Raw genomic sequence first — 18,312 nt, forward strand, 5'->3', positions numbered from 1 at the left:
TCATACAGGGATGCTTGAGTCGTCGGCCTGGTTGCGCGGGGCGTCCGCAAAATACTTGCGCCGCAGAATGAATCCCGAAATCAAGGGCAATAAACCCACCCCCACGATCAGCAGGTACTCACTGGTCCAGTCATTACTAACGCCATGCATGATGCCGACGAGGAGGGGTCCGAGGGCGCCGAGGGCGTAGCCGACACCCTGCACCATTCCGCTGAGCACGACGGCTCCGGCCTGCGTCGTCGTGCGGAAAGCGATCATGACCAACGTGATGGAGAAGAGCATTGGCCCGGCTCCGGTGATGACCACCCACAGGACAGTTGCCACACCGGGAAAGAGCCACAGGCCCAGGTTTCCGATCACAAAAAAACCGGAGGCGAGAGCGAAGAGGGTAAAGAGGCTTTGGAGCCGTGCCACCAAGCGCGGAATGAAGAACCCCATGGGCAAAGTGATCGCGGCGTAAACGGCGAGCATAACCCCGGTCTCGGCGGCGCTCATACCTAGGCGTTCCTGGAGCATGGCGGGGAGCCATGCAAACATGACATAGGTCTGAAACGCGGCCACCGCGAATCCAAGGGTCATGGCCCAACTCGTGGGTGAAGTCCAGACACGGCGTGCGATGCCCGGGGCGTGGGTGACCTCGTAGGTAAGGTCTGTGCCGCGTTCTGTGTAGATGGTACCGAGCCACGGTAACACCGCAAGGATGGCAATGAGGCCCCAACTCCCGATGGAAATGCGCCAGTCGGTGGCCTGCTCGAGGGGTGAGGCGAAGTAAGGCGGCACGATGGAAGAGGCTACGGCGACCACCAGGTATATCGACGACATCGTCGAAATACGATCTGGGAAGAAGCGTTTAACGAGCGGAGGCAGCAACACGTTGGCGGCACCGATTCCGGCCATCGTGGCGATACTCCAACCTAAGAAGCCCGTCGTTTCTATTGCCGTGGCCCGCAGAATCTGACCGAGGCCGATGAACAAGGCAGCGGCCACCATCGTCCATTCCAGTCCGATACGGCGGGCGACAAGGGGAGTCAGGGTGCCGACGACGGCGAAGGTCAGAGGAGCCATCATTCCCAACAAGCCGATGGTCAGCGGGGTGAACGTCACATCTTTTTCGATGGATGCCATGATGGGCGAAACCGAGGTGACCGCCGAGCGCAACCCTGCTGCGACAAGAAAGATGCCGGCAAAAGTGACGGCGCGCCCGCGGAACAGCGAACGGGAAGGAGAAGCGACGATGTTCACGAGACCCGGCCAGTTCGCCGTTAGGCCTCGTCGAGAGCGGCCGCAAACTGCGCGTTGTACAGCGCAGCGTATGCCCCATCGGCGGTCAGTAGCGCCTCGTGCGTGCCCTGCTCGACGATACGGCCAGATTCCATGACGAGGATGAGGTCGGCATCGCGGATGGTCGACAAACGATGCGCAATCACAAAGCTCGTGCGGTCCGCACGAAGGGCCGACATCGCTTTCTGCACCAACACCTCGGTGCGGGTATCGACGGAGCTGGTGGCTTCATCCAGAATCAAAACGGTCGGGCGTGCCAAGAAGGCGCGGGCAATCGTGATTAATTGTTTCTCACCGGCGCTGACATTATCGGCTTCGTCGTTGAGGATAGTGTCGTAGCCGTCAGGCAGGGTATGCACGAAACGATCTACGTAGGTAGCCGTTGCCGCCTCATGGATATCTTCTTCGGTGGCATCAGGGCGACCGTAGGCAATGTTGTCGCGAATCGTGCCTCCGAAGAGCCACGTGTCCTGCAACACCATGCCGGTGCGTGAACGCAGGTCATCACGGGTCATCTGGGCGATGTTGGTGCCGTCCAGCGTGATGGTGCCCGAATCCAGCTCGTAGAAGCGCATGATCAGGTTCACCAGGGTGGTCTTGCCAGCCCCTGTCGGGCCCACAATCGCGATGGTTTGTCCGGGTTCGGCGACGAGACTGAGGTTTTCAATCAACGGCTTATCGGCCGCATACCTGAACGAAACATCATCAAATACGAGCTTGCCAACATCGCCGGTGGGAGTCTGCGAAGGTTCTGGATCGGGGGACTGCTCCTGCGCATCCAACAGGTCAAAGACACGTTCGGCAGAGGCAACGCCCGACTGCACGACGTTGGCCATGGAACCGAGTTGGGTGAGGGGCTGCGTGAACTGGCGTGAGTACTGAATGAAAGCTTGAACGTCGCCCAGGCTCAGGCTGCCGGATGCCACCATCAGTCCGCCCAACACGGCAATGACCACATACATCAGGTTTCCCACGAACATCATGGCGGGCATGATGATGCCCGAGATGAACTGGGCGCCAAAACTCGCGGCGTAGAGCTCATCATTCTTCTGAGCAAAGACCTCGGTCACCTCTTTTTGGCGACCGAACACCTTGACGAGAGCATGACCACTGTAGGTCTCTTCGATCGTGGCGTTCAGTTCACCCGTGTTCTTCCATTGCGCGGCGAACAACTTTTGGGCGCGCTTGGCAACCACCGTGGTGATCAGAATCGTGACGGGGATGGTGACGAGGGCGATGATGGCCAGCAGAGGCGAAATGATAAACATCATCGTGACCACACCAATGACCGTCAGGAGCGAGGTCATGATTTGACTCAAGGACTGTTGCAGGCTCTGCGAGACGTTATCGATGTCGTTCGTGACGCGACTGAGGAGTTCTCCACGCTGCATACGGTCAAAGTAGCTCAGCGGCAGGCGGTGAATCTTTGCTTCGGCATCTTCACGTAACCGGTAGATCGTGCGTTGCACGACTCCATTGAGTAGGTAGGCCTGAAGCCAGCTAAAGACGGAGGCGAACACGTAAATAACGAGCACTCCCAGCAAAACCATGCCGAGCTGAGCAAAGTCGATACCGGCTCCGGGGGTGAGCTTCACGCCCGAAAGAAGGTCTGCTTGCGATGTCTGCCCGGATGCCCGCAGGCCCGCAATTGCCTGCTCCTGAGTAATGCCGGCCGGAAGCATCTTCGACAGGATGCCCCCGAAGATGATGTTCGTCGCGTTGCCCAAAATCTTGGGTCCGAGAACGGCTAACGTGACCGACACCACGGCGAAGAGGGTGATGACAAAGATAAGCGTACGCTCGGGGCGAAGACGGCTGACGAGCCTCTTCGCGGAGGCACTGAAATTTTTGGACTTCTCTGCGGGAAGAGAGGGCCCGCCCATCGGTCCGCGGCCCATTGGGGGGCCGGAGGGGCGAGACGGTTTCAGGGTGTCACTCATGCGGCCTCCTCCACGGAAAGTTGTGACTCTACAATTTCTCTATAGGTTTGCGAACTTTTGAGAAGCTCTGCACTGGTGCCACGATCGGTAATGACGCCATTCTCGAGAACAAGAATCTGATCGGCATCGATAATGGTCGAGATGCGTTGGGCAACGACAATGATCGTTGCACCGTGGACATCCCGATGAAGCGCCTTGCGAAGGCGGGCATCCGTGGCGAGATCAAGGGCGGAGAACGAGTCATCAAAGATGTAGATTTCCGGTCTCTTGACGAGCGCCCGCGCAATGGCTAGGCGCTGGCGTTGACCGCCCGAGACGTTGGTGCCCCCCTGCGAAATTTCGGCTTCCAAACCTCCTGCCATCTTGGCTACGAAGTCTCGAGCTTGAGCCGTTTCAAGTGCGGCCCAGAGCTCCTCATCGGTGGCATCCGGTTTGCCGTAGCGAAGGTTGGAGGCGACCGTTCCAGAGAAGAGGTATGGCTTCTGAGGCACGAGACCGATGCGACTCCAGAGAGCATCGGCATCCGCTTCACGCACATTCACGCCATCGACCAGCACGTTGCCAGCGGTCGCGTCGAACAGGCGGGGGAGGAGGTTGATGAGGGTTGTTTTGCCGCTGCCGGTGCTGCCGACAATGGCAGTGGTCTTGCCTGGTTGCACCACAAACGCGAGGTCATGAAGAACGGGCATTTCGGCGCCGGGGTAGGCGAAACTGACATTGTCGAGGGTAATCGTTCCGCGTTCGCTGAAGTCGGTAATTCCGTTTTCGGCCAAAACCACCGTCGATTTGGTCGACAGAACTTCGTCAATGCGGTCGGCACACACCGAGGCGCGGGGAATGAGAAAGGCCATCATCGAGGCCATCATGACCGCCATCAGAATCTGCATGAGATAGGTCAAAAAGGCAATGAGGGTTCCGATATCCATGGACCCACTATCGATGCGATACGCCCCAAACCACAGTACGGCGACGCTGGAGATATTCAGGATGAGGAGAACGAGCGGGAACATCAAGGCAAAGAGGCGGCCGGCACGAAGCGCCGTATCGGTGACATCCGCGTTAGCTCCACCAAAACGTGTCGACTCACGACGCTCACGAACGAAGGCTCGAATAACACGGATGCCCATCAGTTGCTCGCGCAAGACACCGTTGACCTTGTCGATGCGCACCTGCATGAGGCGATACAGCGGAACCATGCGCACAATGACAAGACTCATAGCGATAAGCAAGACGGGGACCGCCACGGCGATGAGCCAGGACAGTTCGAGGTCGAGCGACAGTGCCATGATGATGCCGCCAATAGAGAGCATCGGGGCCGAAACCAAAATGGTGCAGGTCAGCAGCACGAGCATCTGAACTTGCTGCACGTCATTGGTATTGCGGGTGATGAGCGAGGGAGCACCAAACAGGGTGACTTCGCGCTCCGAGTATTGGCCGACGCGCAAGAAGATGGCGGAACGCAAGTCTCGGCCGAGGCCCATCGCCGCCTTCGCGCCAAAATAGACCGCGATGATGGCGCAGATGACCTGCACGAAGGTGATACCAAGCATGAGCGCGCCGGTCGAAAGAATGAATCCGGTGTCTCCGGTTGCAACGCCCTTGTCGATGATTTGGGCGTTTAACGTGGGGAGATAGAGAGACGCAATCGATTGAGCCAGCTGAAAGACGACCACGCCCACGAGCAAGCGCCAGTGGGGTTTGATGTACTGCCAAATGAGTCTCATGAGTGTCATTTGGGGCTCCCCTAAATCTGCTTCGTTCAAGTGGTGCGAAATGAACTCTACTTCAGAATGTCAAGAGGCTGGTACACGAACTAGCCGCCTGGATTTGCAACAACGACGCACCGCGGAAGGTCAAATTTCAGGCCAACACGGTCTCCGTAGGAGGCAACATTTGCGGCGTGGACGGTGCAATTGATTGGATGCTCCTGGCCGGGGACCTCGATGGACACTGTTGAGGAGCCACCCAAGAAGAATGTGTCGACAACAATGCCACTCATCGTGGCCTCACTGGGGCCAACGAGGACAACATCCTCGGGTCGGACCACCAGGGTGGCTGAACTTCCGGATGGAAGCTCGGAGGGTACGGCGAATGTGCCGAGACCCGGCACGTCAATCCCATCCGTTGTTGCACGCCCGTCGAAGAGGTTTGCCGAACCAATGAAACTGGCAACGAAGCGAGTCGCGGGTCGCGAGTAAAGGCCAAGGGGAGTGTCCAGCTGTTCCACGCGACCCTGGTTCAGGACCGCAATTCGATCAGCCATGGACATGGCTTCCTCTTGATCATGTGTAACGACCACAAATGTCATGCCAACTTCATGCTGCATGCGCTTGAGCTCGAGCTGCATCTCGGCTCGAACTTTTCGGTCCAGAGCGGAGAGCGGTTCATCTAAGAGGAGGAGTCGTGGCCTCTTCACTATGGCGCGAGCCAGGGCAACGCGCTGTCGCTGTCCGCCAGATAGTTTGGCCGGCCTGCGTTGCGCCATGTCAGTCAGACCCACAATTTCCAAAATTTCACCGACTCTTCGGCGACTCTCGGCGCGCGGTACGCCTTCGGATTCGAGTCCATAAGCCACATTCTTTTCCACCGACATATGGGGAAAAAGGGCATAAGACTGAAACATCATGTTCACAGGGCGCTTGTGGGCGGGCAGCGTGGTCAGGTCCACACCGTCCAAAAGAATTGCGCCGTGGGTGGGGGTTTCGAATCCGGCGATGGAGCGCAAGAGAGTCGTTTTACCGCATCCGGAGGGGCCGAGGAGCGCGAAGAATTCGTTATCGGCGATCGAGAGTGAGATGTCCTTGAGAGCGGCGACACTGCCGTAGGAATGATTGACGCCCTGAATATCCAGCAGGGGGGCGGCGGAGCGGGTCACGGGTGTTACGGGAGTGACGGCTGGAATTGTCATAGGGAGTCCGTTATTCGGGTCAGGCGCTGGGCGCCAATGACGGTGAGCACGCTGACAAGGAGCAACATGGTGGCCAGGGCGTTGATTTCGGGTGTCACGCCGAATCGCACCATCGAATAGATAGCAATGGGCAACGTCGGACTCGTTGGCGAGGTCGTGAAGAAAGCAATGACGAACTCGTCGAGGGAAAGGGTGAAGGACAGCAACGCTCCCGCGATCATTCCGGGGGCGAGCTGGGGGAGGGTCACTCGCCAAAACGTGCGTGCGGCTGAGGCGCCGAGATCCCTCGATGCTTCCTCCAAACTTGGATCCAGGTTGGCTAACCGGGCGAGCACAATCGCGGTCACGAAGGCCATCGCAAATGTTGTGTGAGCGATGATGACGGAATACAAGCCCAGCGTCATTGACAGTAATGAGAACAGGCTCAAAAGTCCGACCGCCATGAGAAGGTCCGGCAGGAGCGCTGGAGCGATCGCAAAGGCTCGAATCAACCCTCCCCGGGTGTACCGGTGAATACCCACAGCCATCAATGTGCCGATTGCCGTCGCCAAAATCGTGACCGACGTGGCCACAATGAGGGTGTTCTGAAGACCGGTCATGATGGCACCATCAGCAAAGACGGCCGGATACCACTCGAGCGAGAACCCGCGCCAAACAAAGAGGTTCTTCGAAGCGTTGAAGGACATGATGACGACGACAAGAATGGGCACGTAGAGGAATGTGTAGGTCAACCACAGCGGAAATTTAGCGAGGCGGGATTTACGCACGGGATGACACCTTCCTTTCTTCGGGCCCGTCCGTGAGCCGTTTGGATGCCCGTTGCTGAGCAACCAAGAGTGCTATCAGCAGAAGAGTAAGAACGAGGGCGAGAGCAGCACCAAAAGGCCAGTCACGGGCCTTAAGAAATTGGTCTCGAATGAGATTGCCAATCAATACAGTCTTGCCACCCCCGAGGAGTTCGGGAATCACGAAGTTGCTCATGGCGGGCACAAAAACAAAAACACAGCCAGTGAGGACCCCCGGGATGGACATCGGAAAAGTGACCGTTCTAAAAACCCGCCAGGGGCTTGCGCCAAGATTCGTCGCCGCTTCCACTAATTGGGCATCTTGAGAAGCGAGCGACGAATACAGCGGCAAAATCATGAGGGGGAGGTACATGTACAGCAACCCGATTGCGACGGCCTGCGGCGTGTAGAGCATGGTGAGCGGCTCATGGATGACCCCCATCCCTTGAAGTGCCTGATTGATCCACCCGGCATTATTGAGGAGCAAGATCCAGGCATAGGTTCGCACGAGGAAGTTTGTCCAAAATGGCAGCAGAACCGCCACGAGCGCGATCGTTCGCCACTTGGGGGACAACCGCACGATGGCGAGAGCCGTTGGGTAGCCAAGCGCTAACGCCAGGATGGTGACCACGAGGCCCATGCCAACGGAGGTCATGATCACGTTGACGTAGAGCGGATCGATCAGGCGAGCAAAATTATCAAAGGAAAAGTTGAAGACCACACCGCCGAAACGTCCGCGCTGAAAGAACGAGTAGCCCAATATCAAAACGAGGGGGGCCAGAACAAAGACGAGGAGCATGATGGATCCTGGGGCGAGAAATGGCGCGCCCGTCCATCTCCGGAGCCCCCGCGGGGAGGCGGGGGGAAGAGGGGATTGGCGCGCCATAACTATCTGCTGTTCTCTGATCGTGGCGGCGTTAGCCGGCCATTACTTCCGTAGCGAGTTTTGTGTACTGGGGGCTGAATTCACCAAGATCGATGACGGTCTCTTGCTTGAGCAGCTCGGCAGGAGTCATCGTCAGGTTGGGGTAAGAAGCCAGTACGGCAGGGTCGACCAGTTTCATGGCTGCTTCGTTCGGTACCTTGTACAGGATGTTCTCAGCGACCCAGGCTTGAGTTTTTGCCTCAAGGATGTAGTTGACGAACGCCATTGCGGCCTCCTTGTTCTGCGAAGATTTCAAAACGGTCATCGTGTCGACCCAGAGGTCGCTGCCCTCGGAAGGAACGACAAATTTAATGTTGGGGTCTTCCGCGATCCCGTAGTTGCACCAGCCATCCCACGCTTCCGCCATCACCGACTCACCGGAGATGAGCTTGGAGTAAAACGTAGTGTCGTCAAAAGCCAGCAACGTTTTCTTTGTCGTGAGGAGCTGCGTCTTCACCTTTGCAAGGTCATCGGGGTTCGTCGAGTTCACCGACATTCCCATGGCTTTCAAAGCAGGCAGTGCCATCCAGCGCTCGGTCGACAGCATTGTCGTCTTGCCGACGAGCTCCGGGGCGGGGTTCAGGAGATCATTCCAGGATGTTGGTGCCGTTGGCATCAAATCCGAACGGTAGCAGAGCCCCGTCGTTCCCCAGGCATAAGGTATGGAGTAGTTGTTGCCCATGTCGTAGCTCAGGGTGGTGGCCTCGGTGTAAAGATTTTTTTCGTTGGGAATCATGGACTTCTCCATGGGCTGCAGGAGACCCGCTTCGTTGAGGGCTTGGGCGTACTGGCCAGAAACAAAAGCAACATCAATACCGGAGTCGGCCCCTGTTGTGAGCTTGCCCATGATTTCTTCGTTGGTGGCGTGATTCACGATGGTGATCTTTATGCCCGTCGCCGCCTCGAAGTCTGCTGCCAGCCCTTCGGGGTAATAGCCCGCCCAGTTGCTGACGACCAGTGTCTGCTTCGTGACGTCGGCACTGGGGTCCAGAGCCGAAGATGTCGTTGCGCCGGCGCAAGACGTTAGCGCTGTTGTGGCGAAAGTCGCTACTACAAGAAGCGGAATTATTTTGGATCGCATAGTGCCTCCTAGTGATTGGGGGCAAAATGCCCACGATGATGATCGGTCGTATCTGTGTGTGGCTCAAGTATGTCGAGGCCCTAGTCATAAATCAACAACTTTATGTAACAATCTTGTTGAATTCGCAAATGATGGATCAAATATTTGCTAAATATGTTGACTTTCAATCTGGATTGATTAGTGTGAGAACCCAGGCGGAAATGCCATCCGGTCTTAGCCGCTATACCTTTTTGAAGAAAATAGTTCGTCCCGAAGAGAGGCTCCTCGTGAATTCAATGCCCACACCACCGCGTCAGCAGCTGTATATCGATGGTCAGTTCACCGATGGAACCTCGGGTTCATCCGTAGACGTCGTGAGCCCCGTCACGGGACAGGTTATTGGGACACTCCCGGTTCCCAGTTCAGCCGATCTTGATCGGGCTGTTAGCGCCGCTCGGGCCGCACAAGCAACGTGGCGCGGCGTAGGCGTGTGGCAACGCGCCGCAATCTGCCACCGAATCGGCGATGAACTCTTGAAACGAGCCGACGTGCTGGCTCGGCTGCAGACTCTTGAGCAGGGCAAGCCACTCGCCGAGTCTCTCTCTGACGTCAAGGAAGCTGCTCAGCTCTTCCACCTTCACGCTGAGGATGCCGTTCGTCTTCACGGCGAAACAATGCCCTCGAACGACACTCACAAGCGCATGTTCACGTTCTATCGCGCTGTCGGAACCTGGGCCATCATCACCCCGTGGAACTTTCCCCTGCTCATGCTCGCCGAATTTGTTGCTCCGGGGCTTGCCACCGGAAATGCCCACGTTGTCAAGCCACCAACCCACACGTCCCTTACCGTGCTGGCGGCCATGGAGGCATTTGACGCAGCTGGCCTGCCCAAGGGACTCATCAATATCCTTCCGGGCGAAGGCGACTTCGGCACCAAGCTCGTCACGCACGACGGTATCGACGCGATTGGTTTCATCGGATCCTCTGCGACGGGGGCGAAAATCAATGCCGTCTCCGGGCTGAAACGATCGATTATGGAGCTGTCGGGTAATGGGCCCGTCATCGTGCTCGAAGACGCTGATCTTGAAGCCGCGGCACGAGCTGCCGCCGAGGGTGCCTACTTCTGCGCCGGCCAGGTGTGTTGCGCCACCGAGCGTGTTCTCGTTCACGCCAATGTGCACGATGCCTTCATCGAGCAGTTGCTCAAGACCGTTCCGGGTGTCAATCTTGGAGATCCCTTCGACCCCTCGGTAAACCTCGGCCCCCTGAATAACGAGGGTGTGGCCCAAAAGATGGATCGTCATCTGGCCGACGCGCGAAGCCGCGGGTTTGATATTCTCGCCGGCGGCGGACGTCGCACAGGTTTCCCCACAGATTTGTACTACGAGTTCACCATCGTTGATGGCGTTTCCGAGGACAGCTTGCTCAGCGTGGAGGAGTCATTTGGCCCCGTTGTGCCCGTTATCACCGGGGCATCAGACGACGACCTTTTGCGCATTGCAAACGCCGACAGGTTGGGGCTGCAAGCCGCGGTCTTCACCAATAATCTCACCAAGGCCTTCCGTTTCATGGAGGAAATTGAGGCGGGGCAGGTTGTCGTCAACGACAGCAACGGCTTCTGGGACGTCAACATGCCCTTCGGCGGCGCTGGCGGCAAGAACACTGGTTGGGGTCGCATCGGCGGTAAGCACACATTGCTCGATATGAGTGATTTGCGCACCGGCATCATCCACCTCAACAACTAGGGCGAGAACTATGTCAGCGAGTGCGCCCACCGTTGGGCTTGAGGGTGCACGACCCGTTTCGTTATGGATTGATGCTGCACTGGCGCCGGAACCGCAAGATCCCCTCGTGGGCGACATTGAAACTGATTTGCTCATTGTGGGAGGTGGCTATACGGGGCTCTGGACCGCAATTTTGGCGAAGGAAGAGGACCCCGCTCGCAGGGTAGTCCTCCTGGAATCAGGAAAATGTGGTCATGCGGGGAGCGGTCGAAATGGGGGATTCTGCTCGCCGAGTCTGACGCACGGTCTGTCCAACGGTTTGAAGCGCTGGCCAAAAGAAATCGACACTCTCGTTCGGCTCGGTCTTGAGAATCTCCACGAGATTGAGCAGACACTCAAGCGTCACGGTGTCGAAGCAGACTTCCAGATGACTGGCAGAGTTGCCTTTGCGCGCACGGAGTGGGAGGCCGAGGGGCTCAAAAGCGCAGCCGTGACGAATACTGCGCATGGCGATGCTGCAACATTTATTCCGCGCGAAGAACTGTCGAACTGGACCACCTCACCGGCCTATGTGGCAGGAATGTATTCGCCAAACTATGGCCTCGTCGATCCCTACAAACTCGTGCTGAGTTTGAGGCGAATTTGTCTTGAGTTGGGCGTTCTCGTTTATGAATCGACGCCGGCAATATCGGTGGAAATGCATCAGCGAGAGTGTGTCACGGTCGTCACTCCCCGCGGCACCATCCGGGCTCAATTCGTCGCCTTGGCCACAAACTTCACGCGACCGCTTTTGAAACGGATGTCACTTCTCACGGTTCCGGTCTACGACTACGCCATCGTTACCGAGCCTCTTTCGGAAGAGCAATTTGCCAGCATTGGATGGCGAGGCGATGTGGGCCATACAGACTCGGGAAACCAGTTTCACTACTATCGCAAGACTCCTGATGGACGAATTCTCTGGGGTGGTTACGACGCCATTTATAACTTCGGATCCGCTCGCGACGAAGAGAAAACCCAGCGCCCAGAGACTTTTGAGAAGTTGGCGGCACAGTTTCGTGCGACCTATCCGCAGTTGGCCGACGTGACGTTCACGCACCAGTGGGGCGGTGTGATTGATTCCTCAACACGGTTCTGCATGACGACAGGCACCGCGGCTCGTGGCCGTGTGGCCTATGCCATTGGATTCACCGGTCTCGGGGTCAGCGCTTCCAGGTTCGGCGGCCGCGTCATGCTCGATTTGTTGTCGGGGAGGCAAACGGAAAGAACCCGCCTAGCTATGATTCGCCGGGGCGCATTTCCGTTTCCGCCGGAACCGATTCGCTTCCTTGGGGTGCAGCTGACGCGCTGGTCCATGGCACGTGAAGACGCCACGGGACGGCGCAACCTTTGGCTGCGCCTGATGGACTGGCTAGGTCTCGGTTTTGACTCTTAAACGTGGGCTGGACGCTAGTGTTGGAGGCATGACTTCCCCCGTTGATATGGACGATATTGACCGGCAGATCATTACCGCCCTCCAGTCAGACGGCCGCAAGTCCTTCACCCAGATTGCCGAAGATTTAGGAATTCCGGCGTCATCGGCTCGCTATCGGACCCGCCGACTCGAAGAGACGGGCATCCTTCAAATCGTGGGAATCGCTAACCCCCTGGCGATTGGTTTTGATCGTCTTGCCATGATTGGTATTCGGACAGCCCCGGGCAAAGCTCGTGTGGTATGCGAGGCACTTTCAGAGCTCCCGGAGACCAGCTATGTCATCATGACAACGGGGCAATTTGATGTGATGGCCGAGGTCGTGTGCCGGGACATCGAGCACTTCACCAATGTGGTCAACGACCATATGCAGGGTATCGACGGACTACTCTCGACCGAATCATTCTTCGTCTTGGAGGCCCACAAGCTGGCCTACGGCTGGGGTGTCGGTAACGTTCCAGGGCCGTCGGGAGTCTCCAGCACCTAACGAGAGCTTGACTACTTCAGAATTCCCAACTGATAGAGCAACTCGTACCGCACGGGGTTATCGGGCAGATAGAGGTTGAAGCCCTCCTCAACGAAGACAACCACGAGGTTGACGGCGACCGTGGCAACGAAGATCCAGATGATGATCCAGACAATGGTGCGGGCCGCCGGCGAGGTCGGGGCAATGGGAGTGAACTCTGTGCCAAATACGAGAATCACGCCGGCAAACACAAGCACGACAACGAAACTCACGAGAGCCCAGGTGTAGAGGTGCAGGCCAAAAACAGCCTCACCGTATCCGGGGTCTCCGGGCGCGATATGCAGCAGAATCTGGCGGGCTGACATGAAGGCGCCGAGCAGCGCTCCCACGATGGAGAATCCCAGGCCCGTCATAAAGCCGGAGGTTGAAAGTGTGCCTCGTAGGGACTGCACGAGAACGTAGACGGCGCCGAGGGAAGACAGCATCATGCCCATGCGCTGCGTGATGCACAGGGGGCAGGGCAACTCGTTCAGAGCGAACTGAAAGAAGAACATGGCACCCGAAAGGACACCAATGTAGGCGACGAGAAAAGCGACTTGGGCCCAGAACCCTAGTTTGCCCAGCAGCATGTTGCGTTGCTCTAGTGCCACAGGTTCCGGCATCAGAAACTCACGTTCAGGGCGTCGGTGACGTGGTGGGCGAACAACGCCGCGGTTGCGAGAAATGCCACGGAGTAGCTGAGCATAATTACCCAGCGCTTTCTCACGAAGATAATCACGAGCGCGGCAACCAGAATGAGCGCAAAAACGAGGGGGTCCATAAGATCACCCTATCTTCGTAGGAGAATGGAGGGGATGAATGAATTTCACAAACCCGCACTTTTTGCTGGCCATGAGTTCACTGCTTTTCGCGGCGGTGAAGATCCAGCAGAGGTGAGTTTCTTGGCGCACGAGAGCGCCCGGGCCTTGCTGGCGAGGGTTCGCGAGGCCCAGCAGCCCGAACTAGTCGATCGTGTTGTGACGTTTGCCGATGAAAATGGCATCGATGTTTTGGCCGAACTGTGGTCAACCTCGAGCCCGCACAGCCTGCCGGGGGCCTTGTGGCGCATGTATCTCATTCGCGACATGATTGTCACGAACGCTGAGAACATCAGCATTCTCTATGGGCGGGGGGTGGAAATATCCGTCACTCCCGACCCCCTCGTTGCCGGTGCCCCGGTTCCCGCCGGCCCGGAGGAGATGCGTGCGCTCGCCGACCGGATTTTGCGTGGAGCCTTCGAAGGTGACTTTGCGGATGCCCTGCATCGCTCGGCAGCGTTCTGCCGGGTCTTGGCGCACGGCTGTACCTCCATGGCCGATGACGCTGAGCTCATCAACCCTGAACGTGCGACAGCCCTCACGACGCAAGCCTTTCGCTTGAGCAAAACCGCCGCCGAGTTCAGTGTCTGCGCCCGTCTGCATCGTGATGGTTCGCTCGCCTAAACCCGTCGACAATTAAAGACCAATCCCTTTGGGCGAGGGCTCCGAACTAGTTACATGTCACAAGCATCCACAATCACCCGCAAGGGTGTTCTCGTTCTGCCGATCCTGGTCCTCGCTTTGTCGGGATGCACAGGTTCCACACCATCCCAGGTGCTGCCTTCCGGCAGTGCAACGGGCCAGGCGGCAGAGCACGGAACGACCCATGCGGCAGAACACGGCGCTGAACAGGCTTCGGGCGACGTCGTAACGCTCAGCCTCAAATTCATGCCCGACACGATCACAGTACCGGCAGGCACAACAGTGCGCTGGGTAAACGGCGAACGCATTTTGCATACTGTGACGACCGGGGCGTGGGGCGACGTCAATCAAAAGACGGGGCTTCGCGGATCGCAGACGCCCGACGGTCTTTTCGACCACCGCCTTCTACCGGAGGGCGAGGCGGGCAGCACGTTCGAGTTCACGTTCGCCACCCCCGGCACGTATCCGTACTACTGCGATATTCACAAGGCCATGAACGGCGTGGTCATCGTCGAGTAATCGACGCCATAAACCGAACCTTTGCACCTGGGAACTGCACATCACAATTAGGAGAAATAAAATGCGCAAAACAACAGCATTCGCTGGTCTTGGTCTCGCCGTAGCGCTCGCGCTTACCGGCTGTGCCGGAGCCGCAACAGCCACACCAGAAGCAACGACTTCCCCCTCGGTGCACGACCACGATACGGTCAACAGTGCCGGAGCCGGCCTTCGGGCAGCTCTTCAGGGCGTTCTCTACGACCACGTTTTCTTGGCCGGTGCCGCGATCCATCAGGCGCTTCAGGACGGCGGAGACCTCACGGCCCCTCGCACTGCTGCCGCTATCCAGACACTCGACGATAACTCGGTTGCCGTCGCTAAGTTAGTCGGCTCTGCTTACCCAGATGCAGAACAGCCCTTTTTGGATTCATGGCGATCGCACATTCCCCTCTTCGTCGAGTACACGCTCGGCAAGGTCGGAAATGACCAGGCCAAGGTTGCCGCTGCCGTAGCCGGTCTCGGCGATTATGCCGTTGCTTTCGGCCAATTGATTCACTCGGTTGTCCCCACGCTGCCGGCTGAAGCCGTTCAGGCAGAGCTTGAGATGCATGCGACAACCCTGCTCGCGGCAATTGATGCTGATATCGCCGGCGACCCCCTGTACTACTCGTTATTGCAGGCATCCGCTACACACATGCAAGCCACTGCGGCGGCTCTGGCCGGCGGCATAGCTGTAGACAAGAAAATCGCGCTATAACCCAGGCACCATAGAACAGGCCGGCGGAGAGCGGGGGAACTTGCTCCCCGCCGGTTTTCTTTGATGAGCAGAATCACGTAGGAGAGTTTCCATGAAGGTCATTGTGCTCGGTTTAGCTATCGCGACAGCCACAGCGTTCGGCGTCAACGCCGCCATACACTTCATGCTGGCGGGACCCTTTGATGCCAACCCGGGAAATCTCGTGTCGCAGGGTGACTTATTCAGGGTTCAGGCTGTCGGCAACGTCATTGCGGCGGCGTTGCTGGTTATTCGGCCCCGGCCGGTAACGGCGTGGATTGCCGCGGCCGTGGCAGCCGTTGGACTGGGGCTCGTCGTCTTCACGGTTTACGCGCCTCTGGACCTCCTTGCGATCGGCGGCCCGTTTCTCTATGAGCCGGCCTGGTACCCCGACAAGGTTGCGTCAGCAATTGCTCAACTCGTGGCAATCGTCGGTTCGCTGTTGCTGGTAATCACCACAGGACGGGTTCAATCAAATAGGCGGAGCGCAGGGCATCTGTCATGCTGAGGCTTGTGACAAGGGAAACAGACGTCGAGAATGACCTCGAAGAACTTTCACCAGCCCAGCTCCAACGTGATTTGATCGAGCGCATAGCCGACGGAGATCAAGGGGCTTTTTCGAACCTTTACGATCACATCGCCCCGCGAGTGCTTGGCTTGGTCACGAGGTTGTTACGAGATCACTCGCAGTCTGAAGAAGTAACCCAAGAGGTCTTTCTCGAGATCTGGCAGACTGCCCCACGCTTTGATCCCCACAAGGGGGCCGTTGCAACCTGGATCTTCACCATGGCTCATCGCCGGGCCGTAGATCGGGTGAGAGCGTCACAGGCGTCCCGCACGCGAGACACGAAAATCGGCATCCGGGATTATGATCCCGAATATGACAATGTGGCAGAATCCGTGGAGATTCGCATTGAGCATGAGAAAGTAGAAAAGGCTATGACGCGACTGACTGAGCTGCAACGTCAGGCCGTCACGCTCGCCTATTACGGTGGCTACAGTCACACCGAGGTGGCCACGATTCTAGACGTGCCGGTAGGCACAGTGAAGACCCGCTTGCGTGATGGAATGATTCGCCTTCGCGACGAAATGGGGGTGGCATCATGAGCTCCACTGACGACAACAGTATGAACAACATGGCCGGTGCCTTTGCACTTGACGCGCTCAGTGCAGAAGAAAGATCCGCCGTCGAAGCTCACCTCGGTGAGTCCGAGTCGATGCAAAAGGAGGTGGCAGAAATGAGAGAGACAGCGTCGCTCCTTGGTCGTGCCGTGACACCAGTCGAGCCCTCCGTGGCACTTAAATTGAACCTCATGACCCTCGTGGCATCGACGCCACAGTTGCCCGGGGCTTTAGCCTCCGTTAGCGCTTTGCCACGCGAAAAATCCTCTTCTCCGACGACGTCGGAACGCAAGGCTCAGTCCCGTTGGTTCCTCCGGCCGGTCACAATCTTTGCCGCGGCCGCGGCATCTGTCGCCCTCGTTATTGGTGGTGTTGCCGTCGCAAATACAATCATTGACGCCGACGCAAAGTTGGCACAGACCAATCAGCTCGTCGCTATCAACGCGTCCAACGATTTTCAGCAAGCGAGTGTTGATGTCAAGGGAGGCGGACACGCCAAACTTGTGTGGTCGGTGGAACTGGGAAGCTCCGCGCTGCTGATGGACGGCTTGGCGCTCCTTCCCTCAGACAAGACGTATCAGCTCTGGTACATCGACGCGGCGGGTGCTCGCTCTGCCGGAACGTTCGCCGCAGCGGGGAACGGATCTACGTGGAGAGTGCTCGATGGAACCTTGGCCAAGGGCGACACGGTAGGGGTGACCGTCGAACCGAGCGGGGGCTCAACGTCGCCGACCACGGACCCCATCATTATTGTCACAAGCACGTAGCGATGTTCGTTGTGAAGGTTCGCTCGACGAGTTCATGCGGAGCGCGTATCTTTTAGATTTGCCTGCGAGAGGTGGGACTCGACTGTGCGAATCGAGAGGATAAGTATGGCCGCAATCTGCCCGCGGGCTTTTAAATCTAAAGCCAACGATTCACTGTGAACTCTTCAGGTGTGCATCAGGGATGCCTTGGTAAACTATGAGAGCCGGACCGCAGTAACCCCGGGCTCCATTTTTTCGCCGCCATGAGCGGCCGTCCGCCGTGAGGCGTTCACTGCGGTTCGGCTTTTTGCGTCTGATTACCCGAAACGGCCGGAGATGTAGTCCTCGGTGGACTGCACGTGGGGGTTCTCGAAGATGGTCGTGGTGTCATCGAACTCGATGAGCTTGCCCGGTTCTCCGGTGCCGGAGATGTTGAAGAAGGCGGTGCGGTCGGAGACGCGGCTGGCCTGTTGCATGTTGTGCGTCACGATCACAATTGTGAACTCATTCTTTAATTCCCCAATGAGGTCTTCGATGGCCAGAGTCGAGATGGGGTCGAGTGCCGAACACGGCTCATCCATCAGCAGAACATCGGGCGAAACGGCAATCGCCCGGGCGATGCAGAGACGTTGCTGCTGTCCGCCGGAGAGTCCGGAACCGGGTTTGTCGAGCCGGTCCTTGACCTCGTTCCAGAGGTTGGCACCTTGGAGAGACTGTTCCACCAAGTTATCGGCATCCGATTTCGACATTTTGCGATTGTTGAGCTTGACGCCGGCAATGACGTTGTCACGAATCGACATGGTGGGAAAAGGGTTGGGGCGCTGAAAGACCATGCCTACTTGGCGGCGGACGACGACGGGGTCGATCCCAGGGCCGTAGAGATCCTGGCCATCAATGAGAACCTCGCCCTCGACGCGGGCGCCGGGGATGACTTCGTGCATGCGGTTGATGGTGCGAAGGAGGGTTGACTTGCCACAACCGCTGGGGCCGATGAACGCCGTGACGGTGCGGGGTTCGATTGTGAGGCTGACTCCTTCGACAGCGAGGAAGTTGCTGTAATACACGTTGAGGTCATTGATTTCGATGCGCTTAGACACGTCTTATCCTTCGGCAGT

Annotated in this window: 19 protein-coding genes; 9 read left to right on the forward strand and 10 right to left on the reverse strand. The window is 57.7% G+C overall.

What is annotated here, in order from left to right; all coding sequences use genetic code 11:
* The 7 genes from FB555_RS00075 to FB555_RS00105 form a co-directional block, all read right to left on the reverse strand.
* A complete protein-coding gene (locus FB555_RS00075) occupies nucleotides 1-1,242 on the reverse strand; it encodes an MFS transporter (protein ID WP_182483425.1) in 1,242 nt (413 codons plus the stop codon).
* Nucleotides 1,243-1,262: 20 nt separating this feature from the next.
* A complete protein-coding gene (locus FB555_RS00080; RefSeq protein ID WP_182483426.1) occupies nucleotides 1,263-3,221 on the reverse strand; it encodes an ABC transporter ATP-binding protein in 1,959 nt (652 codons plus the stop codon).
* Nucleotides 3,218-4,954: an ABC transporter ATP-binding protein gene (locus FB555_RS00085; RefSeq protein ID WP_182483427.1), complete on the reverse strand. Its 1,737-nt coding sequence runs from the start codon at nucleotides 4,952-4,954 to the stop codon at nucleotides 3,218-3,220. The genes FB555_RS00080 and FB555_RS00085 overlap by 4 nt, the downstream gene beginning before the upstream one ends.
* An 80-nt stretch (nucleotides 4,955-5,034) precedes the next feature.
* Nucleotides 5,035-6,129 carry an ABC transporter ATP-binding protein gene (locus FB555_RS00090; RefSeq protein WP_182483428.1) on the reverse strand — a complete coding sequence of 365 codons (1,095 nt, stop codon included), beginning with the start codon at nucleotides 6,127-6,129 and terminating at the stop codon, nucleotides 5,035-5,037.
* Nucleotides 6,126-6,896: an ABC transporter permease subunit gene (locus FB555_RS00095; RefSeq protein WP_220475718.1), complete on the reverse strand. Its 771-nt coding sequence runs from the start codon at nucleotides 6,894-6,896 to the stop codon at nucleotides 6,126-6,128. The genes FB555_RS00090 and FB555_RS00095 overlap by 4 nt, the downstream gene beginning before the upstream one ends.
* On the reverse strand, nucleotides 6,889-7,713 hold the full coding sequence (locus tag FB555_RS00100; RefSeq protein WP_182483429.1) for an ABC transporter permease: 825 nt from the start codon (nucleotides 7,711-7,713) through the stop codon (nucleotides 6,889-6,891). Before FB555_RS00100 ends, FB555_RS00095 begins: the two co-directional genes overlap by 8 nt.
* Nucleotides 7,714-7,831: 118 nt before the next feature.
* Entirely contained in the window at nucleotides 7,832-8,920 is a 1,089-nt protein-coding gene (locus FB555_RS00105) for a polyamine ABC transporter substrate-binding protein (RefSeq protein ID WP_182483430.1), read from the reverse strand.
* 275 nt (nucleotides 8,921-9,195) lie between these two features.
* On the opposite strand from FB555_RS00105, the gene FB555_RS00110 reads away from it, so the two are divergent.
* The 3 genes from FB555_RS00110 to FB555_RS00120 are packed head-to-tail and all read left to right on the forward strand — an operon-like array spanning nucleotide 9,196 to nucleotide 12,578.
* Nucleotides 9,196-10,644 (forward strand): aldehyde dehydrogenase family protein, encoded by a 1,449-nt coding sequence (locus FB555_RS00110; RefSeq protein ID WP_182484215.1) that lies wholly within the window; start codon nucleotides 9,196-9,198, stop codon nucleotides 10,642-10,644.
* 10 nt (nucleotides 10,645-10,654) lie between these two features.
* Nucleotides 10,655-12,055: an NAD(P)/FAD-dependent oxidoreductase gene (locus tag FB555_RS00115; protein ID WP_182483431.1), complete on the forward strand. Its 1,401-nt coding sequence runs from the start codon at nucleotides 10,655-10,657 to the stop codon at nucleotides 12,053-12,055.
* Between the two features lie 28 nt (nucleotides 12,056-12,083).
* A complete protein-coding gene (locus FB555_RS00120) occupies nucleotides 12,084-12,578 on the forward strand; it encodes an Lrp/AsnC family transcriptional regulator (protein ID WP_182483432.1) in 495 nt (164 codons plus the stop codon).
* 11 nt (nucleotides 12,579-12,589) lie between these two features.
* On the opposite strand, the gene FB555_RS00125 is transcribed toward FB555_RS00120, so the two are convergent.
* The gene (locus tag FB555_RS00125; RefSeq protein ID WP_220475719.1) at nucleotides 12,590-13,207 is read right to left on the reverse strand and encodes a disulfide bond formation protein B; all 618 of its coding nucleotides are present in this window, start codon (nucleotides 13,205-13,207) and stop codon (nucleotides 12,590-12,592) included.
* An 11-nt stretch (nucleotides 13,208-13,218) separates the two neighbouring features.
* On the reverse strand, nucleotides 13,219-13,377 hold the full coding sequence (locus FB555_RS00130; protein ID WP_182483433.1) for a DUF5993 family protein: 159 nt from the start codon (nucleotides 13,375-13,377) through the stop codon (nucleotides 13,219-13,221).
* 34 nt (nucleotides 13,378-13,411) lie between these two features.
* Here FB555_RS00130 and FB555_RS00135 point away from each other — a divergent pair, with 34 nt between their 5' ends.
* The 6 genes from FB555_RS00135 to FB555_RS00160 all read left to right on the forward strand — a co-directional run bounded on the left by FB555_RS00135 (nucleotide 13,412) and on the right by FB555_RS00160 (nucleotide 17,218).
* A complete protein-coding gene (locus tag FB555_RS00135; protein ID WP_343046355.1) occupies nucleotides 13,412-14,038 on the forward strand; it encodes a DNA-directed RNA polymerase subunit beta in 627 nt (208 codons plus the stop codon).
* Between the two features lie 54 nt (nucleotides 14,039-14,092).
* The gene (locus tag FB555_RS00140) at nucleotides 14,093-14,575 is read left to right on the forward strand and encodes a cupredoxin domain-containing protein (RefSeq protein WP_182483435.1); all 483 of its coding nucleotides are present in this window, start codon (nucleotides 14,093-14,095) and stop codon (nucleotides 14,573-14,575) included.
* Between the two features lie 61 nt (nucleotides 14,576-14,636).
* Complete coding sequence (locus tag FB555_RS00145) at nucleotides 14,637-15,311, forward strand: hypothetical protein (protein ID WP_182483436.1); 675 nt, start codon at nucleotides 14,637-14,639, stop codon at nucleotides 15,309-15,311.
* 91 nt (nucleotides 15,312-15,402) lie between these two features.
* The gene (locus FB555_RS00150; protein ID WP_182483437.1) at nucleotides 15,403-15,837 is read left to right on the forward strand and encodes a hypothetical protein; all 435 of its coding nucleotides are present in this window, start codon (nucleotides 15,403-15,405) and stop codon (nucleotides 15,835-15,837) included.
* Nucleotides 15,831-16,436 carry a sigma-70 family RNA polymerase sigma factor gene (locus tag FB555_RS00155; RefSeq protein ID WP_182483438.1) on the forward strand — a complete coding sequence of 202 codons (606 nt, stop codon included), beginning with the start codon at nucleotides 15,831-15,833 and terminating at the stop codon, nucleotides 16,434-16,436. Before FB555_RS00150 ends, FB555_RS00155 begins: the two co-directional genes overlap by 7 nt.
* Nucleotides 16,433-17,218 carry an anti-sigma factor gene (locus tag FB555_RS00160; RefSeq protein ID WP_182483439.1) on the forward strand — a complete coding sequence of 262 codons (786 nt, stop codon included), beginning with the start codon at nucleotides 16,433-16,435 and terminating at the stop codon, nucleotides 17,216-17,218. Before FB555_RS00155 ends, FB555_RS00160 begins: the two co-directional genes overlap by 4 nt.
* Before the next feature lie 296 nt (nucleotides 17,219-17,514).
* On the opposite strand, the gene pstB is transcribed toward FB555_RS00160, so the two are convergent.
* A complete protein-coding gene (gene pstB, locus FB555_RS00165; RefSeq protein WP_182483440.1) occupies nucleotides 17,515-18,294 on the reverse strand; it encodes a phosphate ABC transporter ATP-binding protein PstB in 780 nt (259 codons plus the stop codon).
* Nucleotides 18,295-18,312: the final 18 nt, after the last annotated feature.

Origin of the sequence: Alpinimonas psychrophila (assembly GCF_014137865.1) — a bacterium.
Lineage (GTDB): Bacteria > Actinomycetota > Actinomycetes > Actinomycetales > Microbacteriaceae > Alpinimonas > Alpinimonas psychrophila.